Origin of the sequence: Bacillus sp. SRB3LM (assembly GCF_015712745.1) — a bacterium.
GTDB classification, from domain to species: Bacteria; Bacillota; Bacilli; order Bacillales; family Bacillaceae_G; genus Bacillus_A; species Bacillus_A thuringiensis_K.
Genome location: NZ_VWVQ01000067.1, coordinates 167,962 through 186,775, shown reverse-complemented (window position 1 = coordinate 186,775; position 18,814 = coordinate 167,962). Strand labels below are relative to the sequence as shown.

Below are 18,814 nucleotides of genomic sequence, written 5' to 3'. Positions count from 1 at the left end.
TTTTTAAGGGGATAATGTAAAAAGTAATTGGTAAAGACGTAGAAATCTTTATGAGTTATTCATAGTATGATGTAAATACTATGAAATCTTTGTAATAGAAGCGAATGCCTGATGATATTACTGAGGGAAGGTGCATATTTTCATTGATATGTAAATATGCACCTTTTCTATTGTATTTGCAATTTAATAAAGTTAATTTGAATTTATGTAACGCACATATATGAAGCCATCCTTTAAAAAAAGGAAGTGATTTATCATACACATTCAAGCTGTGAAAATACCAAAGAATATTGAAAGTCATTTGTTTAAGCAACTTAGTAACTTGGTTTCAAATGAGAAGAAAGAACGAATGAAGCGTTTATTAAACTCATGCGACATTAATAGAACTTTGATAGGGGATTTACTAATCCGATCTCTAATCTGCCAAAAGTATAAAATTAATAATGAAGAAATTAGATTTATATATAATGAGTATGGAAAACCTTTTGTTGAAAATTTTTCTGACTTTCATTTTAATCTGTCACATTCAGGAGAATGGGTGGTTTGTACTACTGCTAATTTTAATGTGGGTATTGATATAGAAAAGGTTTCAGAGATAGAGGCTCTTAAATTAGCAAATGAATTTTTTTCAGAGGAAGAATTTTATGATATATCTAATATAAATTCTGATGAACAAATTAATTATTTTTATGATTTATGGACATTAAAAGAAAGTTATATAAAAACGATTGGAAAAGGGCTTTATATCCCGTTAAATTCATTCTCTATAAAAAAAGAGTCACCAACTTTAATTTCATATAAGTATATACCTCAAAACTTTTACTTTAGACAATATAACATTGAGCCAAATTATAAGATATCTGCTTGTGCAACAAGGGATGAATTTCCGCAAGAGATAATAATTAAAGACATTTATGCAATTTGCCAAAATATATACAAATTTGAAAGTAAGGAGAAAATCAATGCAGAAGACTAAACTTTTTTGCTTTCCACATGCTGGGGGATCTGCGTTTAGTTACGCAAAATGGAAAAATCACTTTAATCCATATATTGAGGTAGTCCCGATAGAGTTAGCTGGTAGAGGATATAGAATTGAAGAAAACTTGTACCAAAGTATGGAAGAGGCAGTAAATGATGTCTACAATAAAATAGTTATGCAGATAGATGATTCGCCCTACATTCTATTCGGGCATAGCATGGGAAGTTTGATTGCCTATGAAGTAGCAAGAAAAATAAAAGATTCTAAAAACGTATCGCCTGAATTTCTTGTTTTGTCCGGTAGAAATCATCCAAATAGTAAAATAAAAAATATCCGACATAATCTTTCTAATGAGCAATTTAAAAGAGAAGTTATTGCAATGGGAGGTACACCATCCGGGGTACTTCAATCAGAAGAATTAATGGAGATTTTTCTCCCAATTCTAAGAGCAGATTTTAAAATTGTCGAGACATATATTCATGACAATAATATACAACCATGTGATATTGATTTTCTTATATTTAATGGGGAAAATGATGAATTTACTACATATGATCAAGTAATAAAATGGGAGCAATATACAAGTAGAACGTGTACTCTTCATTCTTTTGAAGGTAATCATTTCTTTCTAAATGAAAATATTGAAGAAATAGCAAAGAGTATTATAAGAAAGTTAGATTCTAAAAGATTATCAAATAGTTTTTAGAGGTTTTCTTTCATCATCAGACAGTCGTTGGATAACTGGTGAGTTAATTGATGTAAGGGGTGGATCTTGCTTATAATGCTAATTGTAAGTATTATTTACTTTAAAAACCAAAACTTTCTCAATTTAATGTTGAGAAAGTTTTGGTTTTTATTATTCTAGTAGTAATCACTTTTTAAAGTTATAGAAATTTAAAAATAAAGTATTGTATACATGTAAGTATGATTAAAAATGAAAAGTTGTAAATGCTAAATTTAATTAAATACGCCTTACTCTCTTTAACATTGGCCTGAATGAATAGTTTATAGGAGATTACACTGGCTAAAGATGCGATAATTGTTCCAAGCCCTCCAATATTTACTCCTAGTAATAAAGCTTTCCAATCAGAAGTAAAGTTTGATAGAAGAATTGAAGTAGGAAAATTGCTAATCAATTGACTCAAAAATATGGAACTAAAGAAGACTGAAGTATCTCCTCTTAAATTAGCGCGAGCAAAGGTCCCCAGCGCATCAGAATGAGAAATGTTTCCAATAAAAATAAAAAAACAGACAAAGGTTATTAGAAGAAAGTAATCAATCTTTAATAGTAAGTTTCTATCTAACGTAAAAGCTGCCATCAATGTAACTATTAGCGCAATGTAATAATTAATGAAACCAAAAATAGATGCAATGATAGTGATAAGTATCAAAATCCAGATGGTAGCTTTTTTTCGATTCTTCACGGTAATAACAGGTAGTTCTATTTTTAAATCTGTTTTTTGAAGTTTTTGAGTAAATATAAACAACAAACTAATTCCAAGTACAGCTAAAAGCAGGATTGAACCTAAAAATGGGATGAGCTTAATTCCATAGTAAGAATATAGATATAAATTTTGTGGGTTTCCCATAGGCATCAAGCTACTACCGATGTTTGCCGCAATTGTCTGCAGGATGATTGTATCCATCATGTTCATTTGTGTTTTTTTACTAATGACAAGTGTTATTGGTACAAAAGTGAGGAGAGCAACATCATTTGTTACAAACATGGAGCAAATAAAGCATAACAAAATTAGAATAATAGATATTGACCTGCTGTTATTGCATTTATTTAAAATCGCAACGGCAAGTTTGTCTAATATCTTTAGTTGTTCCAAGGCCTTAATGGCCACCATTAGATTAAATAAGCTAATTAACACTTCAAAGTTAATATATTCGACCTTTGGCGAATGTATGAAGCAGCTTACAATTGCTAGTATCAGTGAAATGGTAAGTACTAAATCCTTTTTTAAAAATTCGAATTTCATAAGGAGTCTTTTTTTATTTTGAACGAATACTATTTCTTTCACAATACACCACCTGTAATCTATGTTAGTAAATATACGTTTTTTGGGATAACTCGATATTGCTAGAAAAGAGGATGTCATAAGGTCCTAAATAAGAGTTTTGTAATGTTTCATCCCTTCAACAAAATCCTTTTTTTCTTAGTGTCTTTCATGTTGCAAATATGTCAATATAGACGAATCAAACTAGGGGGATTAATTGAGAAAACAAATGTTTTTTGTATGATACCATAAATAAATTAAATATTTTATTTTTTAAATATTCTTATAATATCCCGTTGATTCTTGATTTCAAATACTTTATATGAACTTCTAAAAGAGAAAAAATATGCATGTTTTTATGAAGAAAATAGAGGCTTGTCAAAGGTTAGGTAGAACAGCATCCGCGATGTTTGGATACTGTATAAAATTCACAAAATCTCACTGTTTTTTAGATGAAAAATCTTAAAATATTTTTTTGTTTTTATAAAAATCTGTACTTTTTCGTAACATTCTGTACTTTTAATTATAAATTAAAGACAAGCTTCTCTTAGTTGAAGATTGAAAGCGCTTTATAGATTTTTCGTGAAGTTTTTATCTAGCCTATTTTTGAGATTAGTAGTGAGAAAGGAGATATTTCCATGTTCTTGAGAAAATTAACAAAAAACCACTTAATCACTATTGATTATTATGATTTAAATGTAAATCACCGGTAAACGAAACAAACGTAATAGTACAACAACAATAGTGGATAAGAATATTAGTTTTGCAGAAAGGGATAGAGCATCGTGTGTATAATCGATAATTTTTTGAAAATTTGGGTTTTTAGGTGCATGTTGCGATGTTTGCTTAAACAGGCCAATTCTATTCATATAGAAAATTTTTATCCTTGTTGTATTTCAATATGAATGAGGTATTTATGCCACGGAATATAGGTGATTTTATATAGATTATGATAGATAAATTTTTGGTATGGAGTGATAATATGGAAAGATTTTTTGTAGAGTTAGTCGGATCAACAAATGATTTTTTATGGTCTAAATTGTTAATTATTATGCTTGTTATTTGCGGAATTTATTTTACATTTAAATTGAATTTTGTACAGTTTCGAATGTTAAAAGAGATGGTCCGTGTATTAATGGAGGGAAAAAGTGGTTCTAAAGATCAAATCTCTCCTTTTCAAGCGTTTTGTATTGGTATGGCAGCTCGCGTTGGAACAGGGAATATTACAGGAATTGCGATTGCGATTGCATTAGGAGGTCCTGGAGCTGTATTTTGGATGTGGATTATTTCTATTATTAGCTCGGCATCCAGTTTTGTTGAAAGCACATTAGCACAGATATATAAAGTAAAAGATAAAACTGGTTTCCGCGGTGGGCCATCCTATTATATGGAAAAAGGGTTAAATAAACGTTGGATGGGAGTATTATTCTCTATTTTAATTACAATTACTTTCGGTCTTGTATTCAATTCAGTACAATCAAATACAGTTACAATTGCTTTTCAAAATTCATTTGGTACAGATCGTTTAACAGTTGGGATAATCATGGCCATTGCTTTCGCCGCGATTATCTTTGGTGGTGTACAACGTATTGCAAAAATGGCTGAATACAAGGTGGTATTTTTAGCGGTATTATACATTGGAGTTGCATTATTTGTTGTAGTTACCAACATATCAAAAATGCCGGAAGTTCTTTCTCTTATTGTTCAAAACGCATTTGGTTTTAAACAAATAGCAGGAGGTTCAATTGGTGCAGCACTTATGAATGGAGTTAAACGTGGTTTATTTTCAAATGAAGCTGGTATGGGAAGTGCACCAAACGTTGCTGCAACAGCAACAACAAGTCATCCGGTGAAACAAGGACTGATTCAAGCATTTGGTGTATTAACCGATACACTGATCATTTGTACTAGTACTGCCTTTATTATTTTGCTGTCTGATGCATATAAACAACCGGGGTTAAATGGTATTGCACTTACACAAGCAGCATTAAGTGAACACATCGGTTCTTGGGCATCGGGTTGTCTTGCTATCTTTGTCTTTTTATTTGGATTTGGTGCGTTAATTGGCAACTATTATTATGGTGAAACAAATATTCGCTTCTTACATACAAGTAAAGTGTGGTTAATGACATACAGAATAAGTGTGTTGGCTATGATTGTATTTGGTTCTGTTGCAAAGGTTCAAATTGTATGGGATTTAGCGGACTTATTTATGGGATTTATGGTTATTATTAATTTAATTGCTATTACCTTACTTTCAAAAGTAGCATTTGCGGCGTTACAAGATTATATAAACCAGAAAAAAACTGGTAAAGATCCTGTTTTTTATAAAGAAAGCATTAAAGGACTTGAAAATGTTGAATGTTGGGATAGTTATGAGGAAACTTCAAAAAAGAAAAGTGTGTAATAAGAAAGATATTCAGACTGCAATGTGTCTGAATATCTTTCTTGGTTCTAGTGCAAATATTATTGATGATATTAAAGAAAAAATTATTCTATATAAAGTTAATAGTACGGGGGAATATTGTTAAATGATAAAGGATTCTATCGTTCAAATTGAGGGTCAAGAAAAAGTTTGCTTAGATCAATGGGTAGCTCATTATCGAACGTATGCAGCTAAGGGACGAAGCGCCAGTTATATTCCCGCTCTGGGGGAAATAAATGTATCGCAGTTAGGGATTTGTATAGTAAAGCCAGATGGAACAATGATAAAGTCAGGAGATTGGGAGGTACCTTTCACATTACAAAGTATATCAAAAGTAATCGGGTTTATAGCCGTTTGTTTAAGTCGTGGTATTTCTTATGTATTAGAACGAGTTGACGTAGAGCCAACTGGAGATGCCTTCAATTCGATTATTCGTTTAGAGATACATAAACCAGGAAAACCTTTTAATCCTATGATTAATGCTGGAGCGATTACGATAGCTTCACTTTTGCCAGGGATATCGGTGAAAGAAAAATTAGAATCTCTATACGTATTAATTGAAAAAATGATAGAGAAGCGTCCTGCTATTAATGAAATAGTATTTCAATCAGAATGGGAAACGGCTCATCGTAATAGAGCTTTAGCATACTATTTAAAGGAGAATGGTTTTCTAGAATCAGATGTGGAGGAGACACTAGAGGTTTACCTAAAACAATGTTCAATTGAAATAAATACAGAAGATATTGCCTTAATAGGGCTTATACTAGCACATGATGGATATCATCCTATTCGCAAAGAACAAGTGCTCCCTAAAGAAGTAGCTAGGTTAACAAAAGCTTTAATGCTTACTTGTGGAATGTACAATGCTTCCGGGAAATTTGCTGCTTTTATTGGATTACCAGCTAAGAGTGGGGTATCCGGCGGAATTATGACACTTGTTCCCTCAAAATCTAGGAAGGATTTATCGTTTCAAGATGGATGTGGTATTGGTATTTACGGACCAGCCATTGATGAATATGGGAATAGTTTACCAGGAGTTATGTTGTTAGAACATATTGCAAAAGAATGGGATTTGAGTATATTTTAAAAAGGAGCACAAATATTTTGGTGTTAGAGCGAGTCCAAAAGTGTTCAGGCCATATATTGTGTCTGAACATTTTTGAGTTATAAAGTATCTTTCTAAAGTAGAAGACTGTAATGAATACTCACAATCTGTAATACTTTCGTTTATATCTTATTTATTAGTTTTTGAAAAAAATAGAGTAAGTGTTGTATTAATACAAATAGGTTTGTATACTGACTGTTAGGCGAAAGTGGGAAGTGATTATTTTGAATCTTAGTAATTTAGTAAAAAAAGACATCTATATTCTTGTTTTAATGATACTTACAGTACCCTTAGTAGGTGAAATAAAGTCATTTCCCTTAAACGAAACATTTAGAATGAGCTTTGGTGCACCGACATTTTTCTTTTTTTTGTTATTGTTTCGACGAGTTCCAGCATTTTTACCGGGTTTTTTAACAGCAATAGTCGTTGTAGTATTTCGTATGTCAATGGATGTAATAATAAAGGGAAATATGGATTGGTTAGCCGCTTTTCATACTCACTATCCTAGTTTTTTCTTTTATTTTACGTATTCGTATCTCTTTCATTTAGCAAAAATTAAACGTTTTTATCATCAACCACTAATGATCGGTTTGATTGGTTGCGTTATTGAAATATTGTCAGACTGTGTGGAATTAATGATTCAATATTTCGTATTAAAAACATCGATCACATCCGAGGCAATAAATGAGATCGTTGTTATCGCATGTTCCCATAGTTTTATAGTTCTAAGCTTTTTCAATATGATGAAATTGTATGAAGCGCAATCAAGGGAGAGACACATAAAGAAACAAAATGAACATATGTTTATGCTCATTTCTAATTTATATGAAGATGCTGTTCATTTAAAAAAAACATTACAAGATACTGAGAATATAACAAAAAAATCCTATGATTTATATAAAACCTTAGACTCTTTTGAGCATAAACAGATGGATTTTCAGTTTCAGGATTTAAGGCAACAGGCATTACAAATTGCTGGTGAGGTGCATGACGTTAAAAAGGATAATCAACGTATTTTTGCGGGACTTTCAAAACTAATTTCTGATGAAAGTTTTACAGATTATATGTCTGTACATGAACTAGTAAACATCATTATACGGGCAAATACGAAATATGCACGGTTGCTAGAGAAAGACATCCAATTTGTATATAAAATTGATGGTGTGCATCCTCATTATCATATTTATACAATCCTATCTATTGTAAATAATATCGTGACAAACGCTGTAGAGGCTATCCAAAGTATGGGAACTATTATAATTGACATTAATAAAGACCATCATTTCGTTGAATTTCGAATAGGAGATAACGGTCCAGGTATTTCTTCAAAATATAAAGATTCAATTTTTGAGCCTGGTTTTACTTCTAAATATGATGGTTTAGGCAATCCATCGACAGGCATCGGACTATCGTATGTTAAAGAAATGGTCGAACAACTTGAAGGTGATGTTACGCTTGAGGACAGAACCGAAGGAAGAGGATCAATTTTTATAATTAGATTAGGGATTGATCATATAATTTCGAAAGGGTGATTCTATGTATTTTTATATAGTAGATGATGAAAAAGCGGTTCGTTCAATGTTGGCTCAAATTATCGAGGATGAAGATCTTGGAGAGGTTATAGGAGAAGCTGAGGATGGTTTATCTTTAGAGCAATACATGCCGATCCTTAAAAATATAGACATTTTATTTATTGATTTGTTAATGCCCATTCAAGATGGAATAAAAACAATTCGTCAAATAAAGCCTTCGTTTAAAGGGAAAATCATCATGGTCTCTCAAGTAGAATCAAAAGAATTAATTGCTGAAGCTTATTCGCTTGGCGTTGAATACTATATTATTAAGCCAATTAACCGGATTGAAGTATTAACAGTTGTCCGGAAAGTCATTGAAAGAATTCGTTTGGAAAAATCGATAAAAAACATTCAAGAATCGCTTAATACGGTACTAAAATTGGATAGTAATTCAAGTGCGCAAGAAAAATACCGTAATGAAAAACATTTAAATACTTTTAATCATTTTCAAAATTCCATTCATTTTCTTTTGTCGGAATTAGGAATAGCCAGTGAAAATGGAAGTAAAGATTTAATGGATATGCTAGATTATTTATATAAATATGAACAAGATAACACGTTGGAACAAGGTTTTCCCTCACTAAAAGAGATTTTTATGAATTTAGCTCAAAAAAAACTTGGGGATTCAGCTGAAGATACCGAATTAAAAAGGTTCATAGAAGCTTCCAAACAACGGATTCGGAGAGCAATTTATCAATCATTAAACCATTTAGCATCTCTTGGACTTACTGATTTTTTAAACCCGAAGTTCGAAAATTATGCTTCTAGATTTTTTGATTTTACTACCGTAAGGAGAAAGATGACAGAATTGAATAATGAACCAACAGTACCTGCTCGTATTGATACGAAAAAATTCATTCAAGTTCTTTATTTTGAAGCAAAACGAATACACTTGGAATTAAGATGATAAACTCTTGCTCATTATCATTTTCAATTAATAGATTGATAGTTGTTTTCATGTTATTTGTTTTATATAGTTTTTCTAAGAGAGTATTTTCCTTTCTTTCATATCATTTTTAAAATCAGAAAATTCCGTATCGATTTGGTAGAAATGTACTAACTTGGAACAAAAGAATATGTATTTCTTACACATTAATATTCATTTAAAAACGAGTATTTCCAAAATAAAATATAACTACATAGTAAGTTGAATTTAAAAAAAGATGCTATCTTCTAGCATCTTTTTTTCTTTTAGAGAAAATATCATTCATACTTATATTATTTGAAATTCAAATGCAGGCATACAAATGAAGGAATAGGAGATAATATTTAACAAATTATAATTAAAAATGGTATTTTAGGTCAGAAATGTTTTTATACTAACTAGGTTATTGGTACTAAATAAGTATAATGTCTCGCTTTTCTGCTCTTTAATCTTATCGTTATTTTTTATTAAGTACATATCGTTCTTTAGAAATTTCAATCCTAACAGAGTATATAAATTGGGTGATAAACATGTGGAACATAATTACTTCTTATTTTCCAGATTGGAAAGTCTTTGTACAAGCTTTTATTTTGTTTTTAATTCCGTATACTATCTCAAGATTTTTTCATTGGGTTCGTATGACAGAGAAAGAGTGGGAAGAATGAGTTGGTGGAAGTCCAGAGACAAACAAGTGAAGAAAAATAATATTCAAAGTAAAACGAAACAAGAGTATAAACCTTCTCAAAATGCAACCGTTCATTTCACAAACGATTTTGCCTCTAACTTAGAACTTATAAAGCAACAGATCGGACATAATTCTGATGTTCGCTTTCGGAAGTTTAATATTGGACGCACAGATATTCAAGCTGGGATCATTTTTGTTGATGGTCTATCAGATAAAGAGATCATTGACAAACATATTATGAAATTACTAATGGATGATTTTTCTGACGAATATAAAAATGAATCTTCTTATGTGGAGGGGACTGTTTCAAAAGAATATATTAAAAATAAAGTTCTTACAATTAGTGAAGTAGCAGAAGTCCATTACATAAAAGATGTGATATCCAAAGTATTGATAGGTTCAACAGCTCTTTTAATTGATGGTTTAGCAGATGTGTTTATTCTTGGTACAACAAAAGCAAATAAACGAAACATGGAAGAACCAGTATCAGAGGCATTAGTCAGAGGGCCACGGGTTGGTTTTACTGAAGTATTAAGTGATAATACCTCACTTTTGCGACGGCATTGTGCAGATGAGAACTTATCATTAGTAAAGCTACCAGTAGGAGAACGTGCAAAGAAAGAATTAGTTGTCGCATTTATTAAAGATCTTGCTAGTACAGAATTGGTGGAAGAAATAAAAAACAGAATTCAGAAAATTGACATAGACAGTGTACTCGAATCTGGTTATATAGAGCAACTCATTGAAGATAATTATCTCAGTCCTTTCCCGCAGATTCAAAATACAGAACGACCTGATCGTGTTATTAGTGCTTTGATGGAAGGCCGAGTAGCTATTTTGTTAGATGGAACACCATTTGTTTTAATTGCTCCAGTTACATTTAGTATGCTGCTGCAATCACCAGAAGATTATTATGAAAGGTGGCTTCCTGGTACGCTTCTCCGCTTATTACGCTTCATGACAGCGTTTGTTTCATTATTTGCTCCAGCACTGTATATTTCTTTTATTTCATTTCATCCAGGATTAATTCCCACCAAGCTAGCTATTTCTATTATCGGATCGCGAGAAGGAGTTCCTTTTCCCGCTTTAATCGAAGCGTTGATTATGGAAGTAGCCATCGAAGTTTTACGAGAAGCAGGTTTACGTCTGCCTAAACCGATTGGACCTGCAATGGGAATTGTGGGCGGTCTAATAATTGGTCAGGCTGCCGTAGAAGCAGGAATCGTTAGCCCAATAATGGTTATCGTTGTTGCGGTAACAGCTATTTCTTCTTTTACTATCCCACAATATAGTGTGGGAATTACGTTACGCATTCTTCGTTTTGTAGCTATGTTTTGTGCTGCGATATTTGGATTGTATGGAGTTATTCTCTTCTTTCTTTTACTTTGCAGTCATTTAGTGAAACTGAAAAGTTTTGGCGTTCCTTATACTAGCCCTGCTGTTCCGTATCGATTTAGTGACTGGAAAGATTTTATGGTTCGCATGCCATTAAAAATAATGAGACGTAGACCAAAAATAATGCATACTAAAAAAACTATCCGCAAAAAGTAGCTGATGACGAAAGGAAGTGGCCTTCAGTGATTACTAAATCCCAAGACCGAATAACAACTTCGCAAGCAGTTGTTATTATTGTAAATTACATACTTGGAACAGGAATCCTCACTCTGCCCAGAGCATCTGTGGAAAAAGTGAAAACACCAGATGTATGGCTAAGTGTGATATTAGGTGGAATACTCGCAATGGTTTCAGGAGTAATCATGGTCAAATTAAGTCAAGGATTCCCAGAAAAAACCTTTTATCAATACAGTCAAGAAATTGTAGGGAAATGGATAGGCAGGTTGCTTAGTTTTCTTATTGTAGGTTATTTTCTTACAACCTCAGCTTTTCAAATTCGTTCAATGGCAGAAGTAATAAGCTTTTTCTTGCTCGAAGGAACTCCTACATGGGCTATTATTATGCCTTTTATGTGGATAGGTCTTTATTTGATTATGGGTGGTATTAACTCAATTGCACGGATGTTTGAAATAATATTCCCTATTACTGTTTTTATTTTTTTAGTCATTTCCTTTATGAGTATCGGAATATTTGAGATAGATAATCTCCGTCCCGTATTGGGTTTTGGGATTAAACCAGTGTTAGATGGGATAAAAACAACGTCTCTCGCATATACAGGTCCTGAAATTATGTTAATTCTTTTGGTGTTTATGGAACAACGAAATAAAGCAGTAAAAGCTATTTTAGTTGGAATTTCTATTCCGTTAATCTTTTATGTAATAACTGTTGTAATGGTCATCGGTGCATTATCAATTGATGGGGTTGTAACAAGAACATGGCCGACAATTGACCTTATGCGCAGTTTTGAAATTTCTGGTTTGATATTTGAACGTTTTGAATCTTTACTACTTGTAATATGGATTATGCAAATATTTGCTACCTATACAATTAGTTACTATGCAGCTGCATTAGGATTAGCCCAACTCTTTAAAAAGAGTATTCATCCATTTATTTTTGCTTTGATTCCAATCATTTACATCATTGCTATGACTTCGAAAAATATAAATCATTTGCTTAAATTGGGGGATATGCTCGGTAATGCTGCTATATTTTTATTTGGTTTACTGCCACTGCTCCTTCTTATTATTAAGCGATTAAAAGGAGGAATAGTGTGAAAACGAAATTTAATTATATGCGGTTCTATTTGGCTTTGTTATCGATGCTTGTGCTCCTATTTTTAACAGGATGTTGGAGCAGTAAAGAAGTAGAAGAGTTGAGTTTAACTGCAGGTATAGCACTAGATAAAGGGAAGGATTCAACAATTGAGAAAGAGGATGAGGAAGGAGGATATCCTAAAAGAAATCTTATAACAGCTACTTATCAAATTGTTAGTTCGCAAGCACAAAGTAAAGGAAACGGACAACAAAAACGGTATATAAATGTTTCTGAGACCGGTGATTCCATTCATCAAATTGTTCGGGAGCTTTCATTGAAAAGAGAGAGCGAAATGTTCAGCCCGCATTTAAAAAACATTGTTATTAGTGATAGTCTTGTACGTACATACAGTTTAGAACAATTACTTGAACAGTATCTCCGTGACAATGAAGTTCGGCTGAGCTCTATGATCTTAATTAGCAAGGGGCTAGCGAAGGAGGTACTGGAATCAAACAAAAAAGGAGAAATCCCAGCATTTCGTTTGTCTGGAATTGCAGATAATAGAAATAGAACAACAAGGATTTTGGCTCCTGTATCGCTCGCTAAATTAGAAGGAAAGATGCGGTCAGGGTCCAGTTTTCTTTTGCAAAATGTAATCTCGATGAATGGGGAAACAAAATTTGCAGGAGCTGCTGTAATTAAAGGGAAGACAAAAAAATTGATGGGCTTTTTAAATGAACAGGAATTGGAAGGAGTAGTATGGATAAACGGAAAAAGGAATGGTGGTGTGATAAAAACTTTTGATAAAGAATCAAAGAAACTCATTATATACGAAATAAAGTCAATAAAAAGCAAAATCATACCACATGTTAACGGAAATAATATTTCCTTTGATGTAAACATTGAATCAGAAGGACGTTTGTCTGAAAATTGGGTGCAACCAGGAAAAGATTTTGAAAATGAATTTTTAAAAAGGGAAGAAAAAGCTATTGAAAATGAAGTAAAGCACTTAGTACATCATGTTACAAAAAAAATACAAAAAGAATATCAAGTCGATATTGCGGGTTTTGGCAACCAATTAAGAATTAAACACCCGAGAACATGGGAGGAAGTCAAAAAAGATTGGGATCGAACATTTAGTAAGGTACCGATTAAATATCATATAAATGTAACTATACAAGATTATGGAGCGTCAAGTTTAAAACGGTGAGACGTCTTAATTGACCTTATATTTACACAAAAACAAAAAGTTACAAAAATTTTAATTTGAAAATTTTTGTAACTTTTTGTTTTTTTATGTCCTTCTTATTATAGATTAAAGAAATGATTTTACCCTATACATTTCTTTTACGTTATAAAAGTAGATCACAATAGTTACTATTGGCGTTTTATTTAACGTTAGGAAAGAGGAATCGTTATATGTCTTGAATAGGAGGGAGTTTGAAGTGCAAGCGAAAGCAGTGCAAATAAAAGAAATCTATCAAGAAATATTAGACGGTAAAAGAAGTAGGTTTCCACCGAATACATGGAAAGAAGATAGCAATAGAGAGCTATCTAAAAGGGTCACAAAATATTTAATTGAAACAATTTTAAAATAGAAATTAACAAAGTCTTGAAAGGAGAGAGTTTAAATGATGATTGTTCTTCAGGTAGTTTTAGCAATTTTTATTGTAGTAGGGGGATTCATAAAAATTTTCCGTATATCTTTTCAGGTAGAACATTGGCAACGATATCAATATTCATTATGGTTTATGTCTATAATTGGTTTTGTTGAAATTGTTGGAGCAATAGGTATAATCGGTGGTATTTGGAATCAATACTTAGCGATAGGAGCAAATACATTATTAGCAGTTCTCATGATCGGAGCCATTCATGCTCATATTTTTCGAGCAAAACAATCTATTTTAATGATAATTCCTGCATTACTTTGTTTCATACTATCTACGGCGATAATTATTTGGAACTTAAATACATTTTCTTAAGCGTAACTATAAATTTTGAAAATAAGTAATTATTAGAGGAATATGTAAGCTCTATTTAAAATGGTGAATAGTTAAAGAATATTAATTCCGAAAAATCATCACCATTTTACTCTTGTTTTTAATAGTTCTATGAATAGAAAGTCTCTACATTTTTTAAATGCATGCTTGTAAAGTACATACAAAAGTATAGCTCATTATAGGAAGGAGAATTTTTAAATTCTATTGATAAACCCAGTAATTGTAATAGCCCTAACTTAGAATAATAATTTCAAAATCAATAAAGTTTAGAATAAAAGGAGCAAGATCAAATTATTATGAATAAACAAATAGGATTTATCGGATGTGGAAACATGGGTATTGCTATGATAGGTGGGATGATTAATAAAAATATAGTGTCTCCAAATCAAATAATTTGTTCAGATTTAAACGTCAGCAATTTAAAAAATGCTAGTGATAAATATGGCATAACTATAACTACTAACAATAATGAAGTCGCTAACAGTGCTGACATTTTAATTTTATCAATTAAACCAGACCTATACACATCGGTAATTAACCAAATAAAAGACCAAATAAAAGATGATGTAATTGTTGTAACTATTGCTGCAGGAAAAAGTATTAAGAGCACTGAGAATGAATTTGATAGAAAGTTAAAGGTTATTAGGGTAATGCCTAATACACCGGTACTTGTTGGGGAAGGAATGTCTGCATTATCTTTTAATGAAATGGTTACAGAAAAAGATATAAAAGAGGTACTAAATATATTTAATATTTTCGGCCAGACGGAGGTCGTAAATGAAAAACTAATGGATGTTGTTACATCTATTAGTGGTTCTTCTCCAGCATATGTGTATATGTTTATAGAAGCCATGGCAGATGCTGCTGTACTTGACGGTATGCCGAGAAAACAAGCTTATAAATTTGCGGCTCAGGCTGTATTAGGTTCTGCAAAAATGGTATTGGCAACGGGAATACATCCAGGTGAATTGAAGGATATGGTTTGTTCTCCAGGTGGAACGACGATAGAAGCTGTAGCAACACTAGAAGAAAAAGGTTTAAGAACAGCTATCATTTCAGCTATGAAACGTTGTACGAAAAAATCTATGGAAATGTCTCGTTTAACTAGTAAGTGAGAGGCTTTGTTTAGGCGTAACTTCACATCCATTAATGTAAGTAGTTATTTAAATTGAAAATTTGTTGCTATTCTCTTATAGGGAGCGGGGGCATACATTGCCTTCCGCAACGGTGCTCTAGGATATAATTAAATAGATTGATATATAAATTATAGGAAAAATAAAAAGTGTATACAAATGTATAATCGGAGGAGTTGTTATGTCAAATAAAGTTCCTACTTCCTTTATCATTATTATAGGATTGATGCTGTTTGCATTGTTTTTTGGAGCAGGAAATTTAATTTTTCCACCTATGCTTGGTCAAATGGCTGGAAATAATGTATGGATAGCCAATGCAGGCTTTTTAGTTACTGGAGTTGGTTTACCATTGTTAGCAATAACAGCATTTGTTTTTTCAGGTGAAAATGATTTGCAATCTTTAGCTAGTCGTGTGCATCCGGTGTTTGGTATTGTATTTACGACCGTTCTCTATCTAGCGATTGGCCCCTTTTACGCCATCCCTAGATCTGGTAATGTATCGTTTGAAATTGGAATTAAACCTTTTTTATCACATGATGCAGGTCCTGTTGCCTTAACTGTATTTACAATCTTATTTTTTACAGTTACATGCTTGTTATCCCTTAATCCTACAAAGATTATTGACATAGTTGGGAAAATTTTGACTCCTATCAAATTGACTGTTATTGGGATGCTCGTAGTTGTGACTTTTATTCATCCAATTGGAAGAATTCAAGCGCCTATTGAATTGTATGCATCAGATCCATTTTTTAAAGGTTTTCAAGAAGGATATTTAACATTAGATGCCCTTGGAGCTTTTGTTTTCGGAATCATTATCGTGAATGCAATTAGAGAAAAAGGGGCTACGACTAAAAAGCAGCTTATGATTGTTTGTGTAAAAGCAACGGCTATTGCTGCTACACTTTTAGCTCTTATTTATACTGCCCTTTCCTATATGGGCGCTTCTAGTGTAGAAAAACTAGGTCGTTTAAATAATGGGGCTGAAGTTTTAGAAAAAGTTTCGGACTATTACTTTGGTTCGTATGGTGCAATTTTCTTAGGTGTAATGATTATAGTAGCATGTTTAATTACAAGCGTAGGACTTATCACTGCTTGTTCTTCTTTTTTTCATAAATTATTTCCAAAAATTTCTTGCAAAAAACTTGCTATTATTTTGTCTGTTTTCAGTACACTAGTTGCGAATATAGGGTTAACACAATTAATTAAGATTTCAATCCCTGTATTAATAACTATGTATCCAATTGCTATTACCTTAATATTCCTAATATTTTTACACTCTGTATTCAATGGTAGATTTGAAGTATATCAAGGGAGTTTGATATTGACATTTATTTTTAGTTCGTTAGATGGATTAAAAGCTGCTGGAATAGAAAGTGAAATAATACATAATTTTCTTGAACATTTTCTTCCTTTATATAGTGTAGGTTTAGGGTGGGGGGTTCCGGCTATTATAGGCGGTGTATGTGGGTATATTGTTAGTGTATTACGGAAGAAAAATAACTTAAGTTCTAGTGAAACTCAATTAAATAAATAAATTATTTTTGTTTATCATACCATTATCGAACATAAAAAACTAATTATCTCTTTGGAATGACAAAATCTTTTATTTATATCTTTGGAGGTAAATTGAATGAGTTATAACACATTATAGCTGATGTTTGTTGAACAGTGGAGGAAAGAGAAAAAATAGAATGTTACAAATTTATTTAACGTAAAAGAAATATTATAAGACTATGTAATAACTAAGTAAATTTATATACACCAATAATGAGAAGAGCAAACCTTATTTTAAAGGGGATACAGAGAATATGAGTAAGTTATTAAAAAAAAAATCCGTTACACAATTGTTAGAGCATAATCAAAGCAAGACCTTAACGAAAACATTAGGAGCATTTGATTTAATTATGTTAGGGGTAGGCTCAATAATTGGAACGGGCGTTCTTGTGTTAACTGGATTAGTAGCAGCAAGAGATGCTGGTCCAGCAGTTATTTTTTCATTTGTACTTGCAGCAATTATATGCGGATTTATAGCATTATGTTACGCAGAAATTGCTTCCACACTCCCGGCATCTGGTAGTGTATATACGTACTCATATGCAACAATTGGTGAGTTTGTTGCTCATCTAGTAGGTTGGTCTTTACTGTTAATATATATCGTGGCAACAGCGGCTGTCGCTGCTGGATGGACAGGCTATTTCCACAATTTAATAAAAGGATTTGGATTAGAGATACCTAAAGCTCTAGTAACGATCCCTTCACATGGTGGTATTGTAAATCTACCAGCAGTAATCATTACATTGATATTAGCATGGATGTTATCCCGTGGTACGAGGGAAAGTAAACGAATCAATAATATAATGGTATTGATTAAAATTGGTATGATTTTATTGTTTATTACAGTTGGTATATTCTATGTAAAACCAATGAACTGGGTACCAATTGCACCATACGGTTTAAGTGGGGTTTTTACGGGTGGAGCAGCTATTTTATTCGCTTTCACGGGTTTTGATATATTAGCAACTTCAGCAGAAGAAGTAAAAGATCCGAAACGTAATCTTCCCATCGGTATTATTGCATCATTAATCATATGTACAATTATTTATGTTATGGTATGCATTGTTATGACAGGAATGGTTTCCTATAAAGAATTAAATGTTCCTGAGGCAATGGCTTATGTAATGGAAGTGGTAGGACAAGGAAAAGTCGCTGGTGCAATTGCTGCAGGTGCTGTAATTGGCCTTATGGCTGTTATTTTTTCAAATATGTATGCGGCAACACGAGTTTTCTTTGCAATGAGTCGTGATGGATTGTTACCGAAATCATTTGCGAAAGTTAATAAGAAAACGGGAGCACCCACTTTTATAACTGGATTGTCAGGAATAGGGAGTTCTATAATAGCTGGGTTTATTGATTTGAAAGAATTGGTTAATTTAGTTAATATCGGTAGTTTGGTGACGTTTGCGTTAGTTTGTCTATCAGTTATTATTCTCCGTAAATCACACCCAAATTTAAAACGTGGATTTATGGTACCTTTTGTACCTGTATTACCAAGCGTTTCAATTGTTTGTTGTGTGTTTTTAATGCTAATTTTACCGTTAAGAACATGGATGTACTTTAGTATTTGGATTACTATTGGGGCAGTCATATATTTCTTTTATTCGATAAAACACAGTAATTTAAATGAGGAAACGATCTCGAAATTACATGATAAAATTGCGAGATAATAACGAGAGAAAATTGTATTAATAATCATATTGATAGTTGAGTAACATAGAAGCAGTTTTTTGATATTTAGCAAGAAATAAAATGAAAAATCCTAGGACAGCTGAGTGCCTT

Annotated in this window: 15 protein-coding genes and 2 pseudogenes; 16 read left to right on the top strand and 1 reads right to left on the bottom strand. The window is 32.2% G+C overall.

Annotated elements, in window-relative coordinates:
* Positions 1–271 precede the first annotated feature (271 nt).
* The 3 genes and pseudogenes from F3I02_RS20720 to F3I02_RS35000 all read left to right on the top strand — a co-directional run.
* Positions 272–976 carry a 4'-phosphopantetheinyl transferase family protein gene (locus F3I02_RS20720; protein ID WP_061884170.1) on the top strand — a complete coding sequence of 235 codons (705 nt, stop codon included), beginning with the start codon at positions 272–274 and terminating at the stop codon, positions 974–976.
* Positions 963–1,685 (top strand): thioesterase II family protein, encoded by a 723-nt coding sequence (locus F3I02_RS20715; RefSeq protein ID WP_001172939.1) that lies wholly within the window; start codon positions 963–965, stop codon positions 1,683–1,685. The genes F3I02_RS20720 and F3I02_RS20715 overlap by 14 nt, the downstream gene beginning before the upstream one ends.
* A 1-nt stretch (position 1,686) precedes the next feature.
* Positions 1,687–1,761, top strand: a pseudogene (locus F3I02_RS35000) (short-chain dehydrogenase); the annotation flags it as partial.
* 102 nt (positions 1,762–1,863) lie between these two features.
* On the opposite strand, the gene F3I02_RS20710 reads toward F3I02_RS35000, so the two are convergent.
* Positions 1,864–3,006 (bottom strand): anion transporter, encoded by a 1,143-nt coding sequence (locus tag F3I02_RS20710; protein WP_000659270.1) that lies wholly within the window; start codon positions 3,004–3,006, stop codon positions 1,864–1,866.
* A 958-nt stretch (positions 3,007–3,964) separates the two neighbouring features.
* On the opposite strand from F3I02_RS20710, the gene F3I02_RS20705 reads away from it, so the two are divergent.
* The 13 genes and pseudogenes from F3I02_RS20705 (at position 3,965) to F3I02_RS20650 (ending at position 18,702) form a co-directional block, all read left to right on the top strand.
* Complete coding sequence (locus tag F3I02_RS20705) at positions 3,965–5,389, top strand: alanine/glycine:cation symporter family protein (RefSeq protein WP_000439288.1); 1,425 nt, start codon at positions 3,965–3,967, stop codon at positions 5,387–5,389.
* Between the two features lie 124 nt (positions 5,390–5,513).
* Positions 5,514–6,494, top strand: coding sequence for a glutaminase GlsA (gene glsA, locus F3I02_RS20700; RefSeq protein WP_000588633.1), 981 nt, complete (start codon positions 5,514–5,516; stop codon positions 6,492–6,494).
* Between the two features lie 233 nt (positions 6,495–6,727).
* Positions 6,728–8,044: an ATP-binding protein gene (locus F3I02_RS20695; protein ID WP_196478350.1), complete on the top strand. Its 1,317-nt coding sequence runs from the start codon at positions 6,728–6,730 to the stop codon at positions 8,042–8,044.
* Between the two features lie 4 nt (positions 8,045–8,048).
* Positions 8,049–8,993: a response regulator gene (locus F3I02_RS20690; protein WP_000274091.1), complete on the top strand. Its 945-nt coding sequence runs from the start codon at positions 8,049–8,051 to the stop codon at positions 8,991–8,993.
* Between the two features lie 548 nt (positions 8,994–9,541).
* Positions 9,542–9,676, top strand: a complete 135-nt coding sequence (locus F3I02_RS34465; protein WP_000267086.1) for a hypothetical protein — start codon at positions 9,542–9,544, stop codon at positions 9,674–9,676.
* Entirely contained in the window at positions 9,673–11,247 is a 1,575-nt protein-coding gene (locus tag F3I02_RS20685) for a spore germination protein (RefSeq protein WP_000119240.1), read from the top strand. The genes F3I02_RS34465 and F3I02_RS20685 overlap by 4 nt, the downstream gene beginning before the upstream one ends.
* A gap of 26 nt (positions 11,248–11,273) precedes the next feature.
* Positions 11,274–12,365, top strand: a complete 1,092-nt coding sequence (locus F3I02_RS20680) for a spore germination protein (RefSeq protein ID WP_131251322.1) — start codon at positions 11,274–11,276, stop codon at positions 12,363–12,365.
* The gene (locus tag F3I02_RS20675; RefSeq protein ID WP_000850038.1) at positions 12,362–13,555 is read left to right on the top strand and encodes a Ger(x)C family spore germination protein; all 1,194 of its coding nucleotides are present in this window, start codon (positions 12,362–12,364) and stop codon (positions 13,553–13,555) included. Before F3I02_RS20680 ends, F3I02_RS20675 begins: the two co-directional genes overlap by 4 nt.
* Before the next feature lie 235 nt (positions 13,556–13,790).
* Positions 13,791–13,940, top strand: a pseudogene (locus F3I02_RS20670) (DUF4046 domain-containing protein); the annotation flags it as partial.
* Between the two features lie 36 nt (positions 13,941–13,976).
* Entirely contained in the window at positions 13,977–14,327 is a 351-nt protein-coding gene (locus tag F3I02_RS20665; protein ID WP_074593634.1) for a DoxX family protein, read from the top strand.
* A gap of 314 nt (positions 14,328–14,641) precedes the next feature.
* Positions 14,642–15,460: a pyrroline-5-carboxylate reductase gene (gene proC, locus F3I02_RS20660; RefSeq protein WP_001041304.1), complete on the top strand. Its 819-nt coding sequence runs from the start codon at positions 14,642–14,644 to the stop codon at positions 15,458–15,460.
* A 199-nt stretch (positions 15,461–15,659) separates the two neighbouring features.
* Positions 15,660–17,012: a branched-chain amino acid transport system II carrier protein BrnQ5 gene (gene brnQ5 / locus F3I02_RS20655; RefSeq protein ID WP_196478349.1), complete on the top strand. Its 1,353-nt coding sequence runs from the start codon at positions 15,660–15,662 to the stop codon at positions 17,010–17,012.
* A gap of 274 nt (positions 17,013–17,286) precedes the next feature.
* Positions 17,287–18,702: an amino acid permease gene (locus F3I02_RS20650; protein WP_131251326.1), complete on the top strand. Its 1,416-nt coding sequence runs from the start codon at positions 17,287–17,289 to the stop codon at positions 18,700–18,702.
* The last annotated feature ends 112 nt before the right edge of the window (positions 18,703–18,814 follow it).

What these genes read in the sequence shown, in the direction of transcription:
- F3I02_RS20715 (WP_001172939.1), top strand. Translation starts at nt 963, where the DNA reads ATGCAGAAGACTAAACTTTTTTGCTTTCCACATGCTGGGGGATCTGCG.
- F3I02_RS20705 (WP_000439288.1), top strand. Translation starts at nt 3,965, where the DNA reads ATGGAAAGATTTTTTGTAGAGTTAGTCGGATCAACAAATGATTTTTTA.
- glsA (WP_000588633.1), top strand. Translation starts at nt 5,514, where the DNA reads ATGATAAAGGATTCTATCGTTCAAATTGAGGGTCAAGAAAAAGTTTGC.
- F3I02_RS20690 (WP_000274091.1), top strand. Translation starts at nt 8,049, where the DNA reads ATGTATTTTTATATAGTAGATGATGAAAAAGCGGTTCGTTCAATGTTG.
- F3I02_RS34465 (WP_000267086.1), top strand. Translation starts at nt 9,542, where the DNA reads ATGTGGAACATAATTACTTCTTATTTTCCAGATTGGAAAGTCTTTGTA.
- F3I02_RS20685 (WP_000119240.1), top strand. Translation starts at nt 9,673, where the DNA reads ATGAGTTGGTGGAAGTCCAGAGACAAACAAGTGAAGAAAAATAATATT.
- F3I02_RS20665 (WP_074593634.1), top strand. Translation starts at nt 13,977, where the DNA reads ATGATGATTGTTCTTCAGGTAGTTTTAGCAATTTTTATTGTAGTAGGG.
- proC (WP_001041304.1), top strand. Translation starts at nt 14,642, where the DNA reads ATGAATAAACAAATAGGATTTATCGGATGTGGAAACATGGGTATTGCT.
- brnQ5 (WP_196478349.1), top strand. Translation starts at nt 15,660, where the DNA reads ATGTCAAATAAAGTTCCTACTTCCTTTATCATTATTATAGGATTGATG.
- F3I02_RS20650 (WP_131251326.1), top strand. Translation starts at nt 17,287, where the DNA reads ATGAGTAAGTTATTAAAAAAAAAATCCGTTACACAATTGTTAGAGCAT.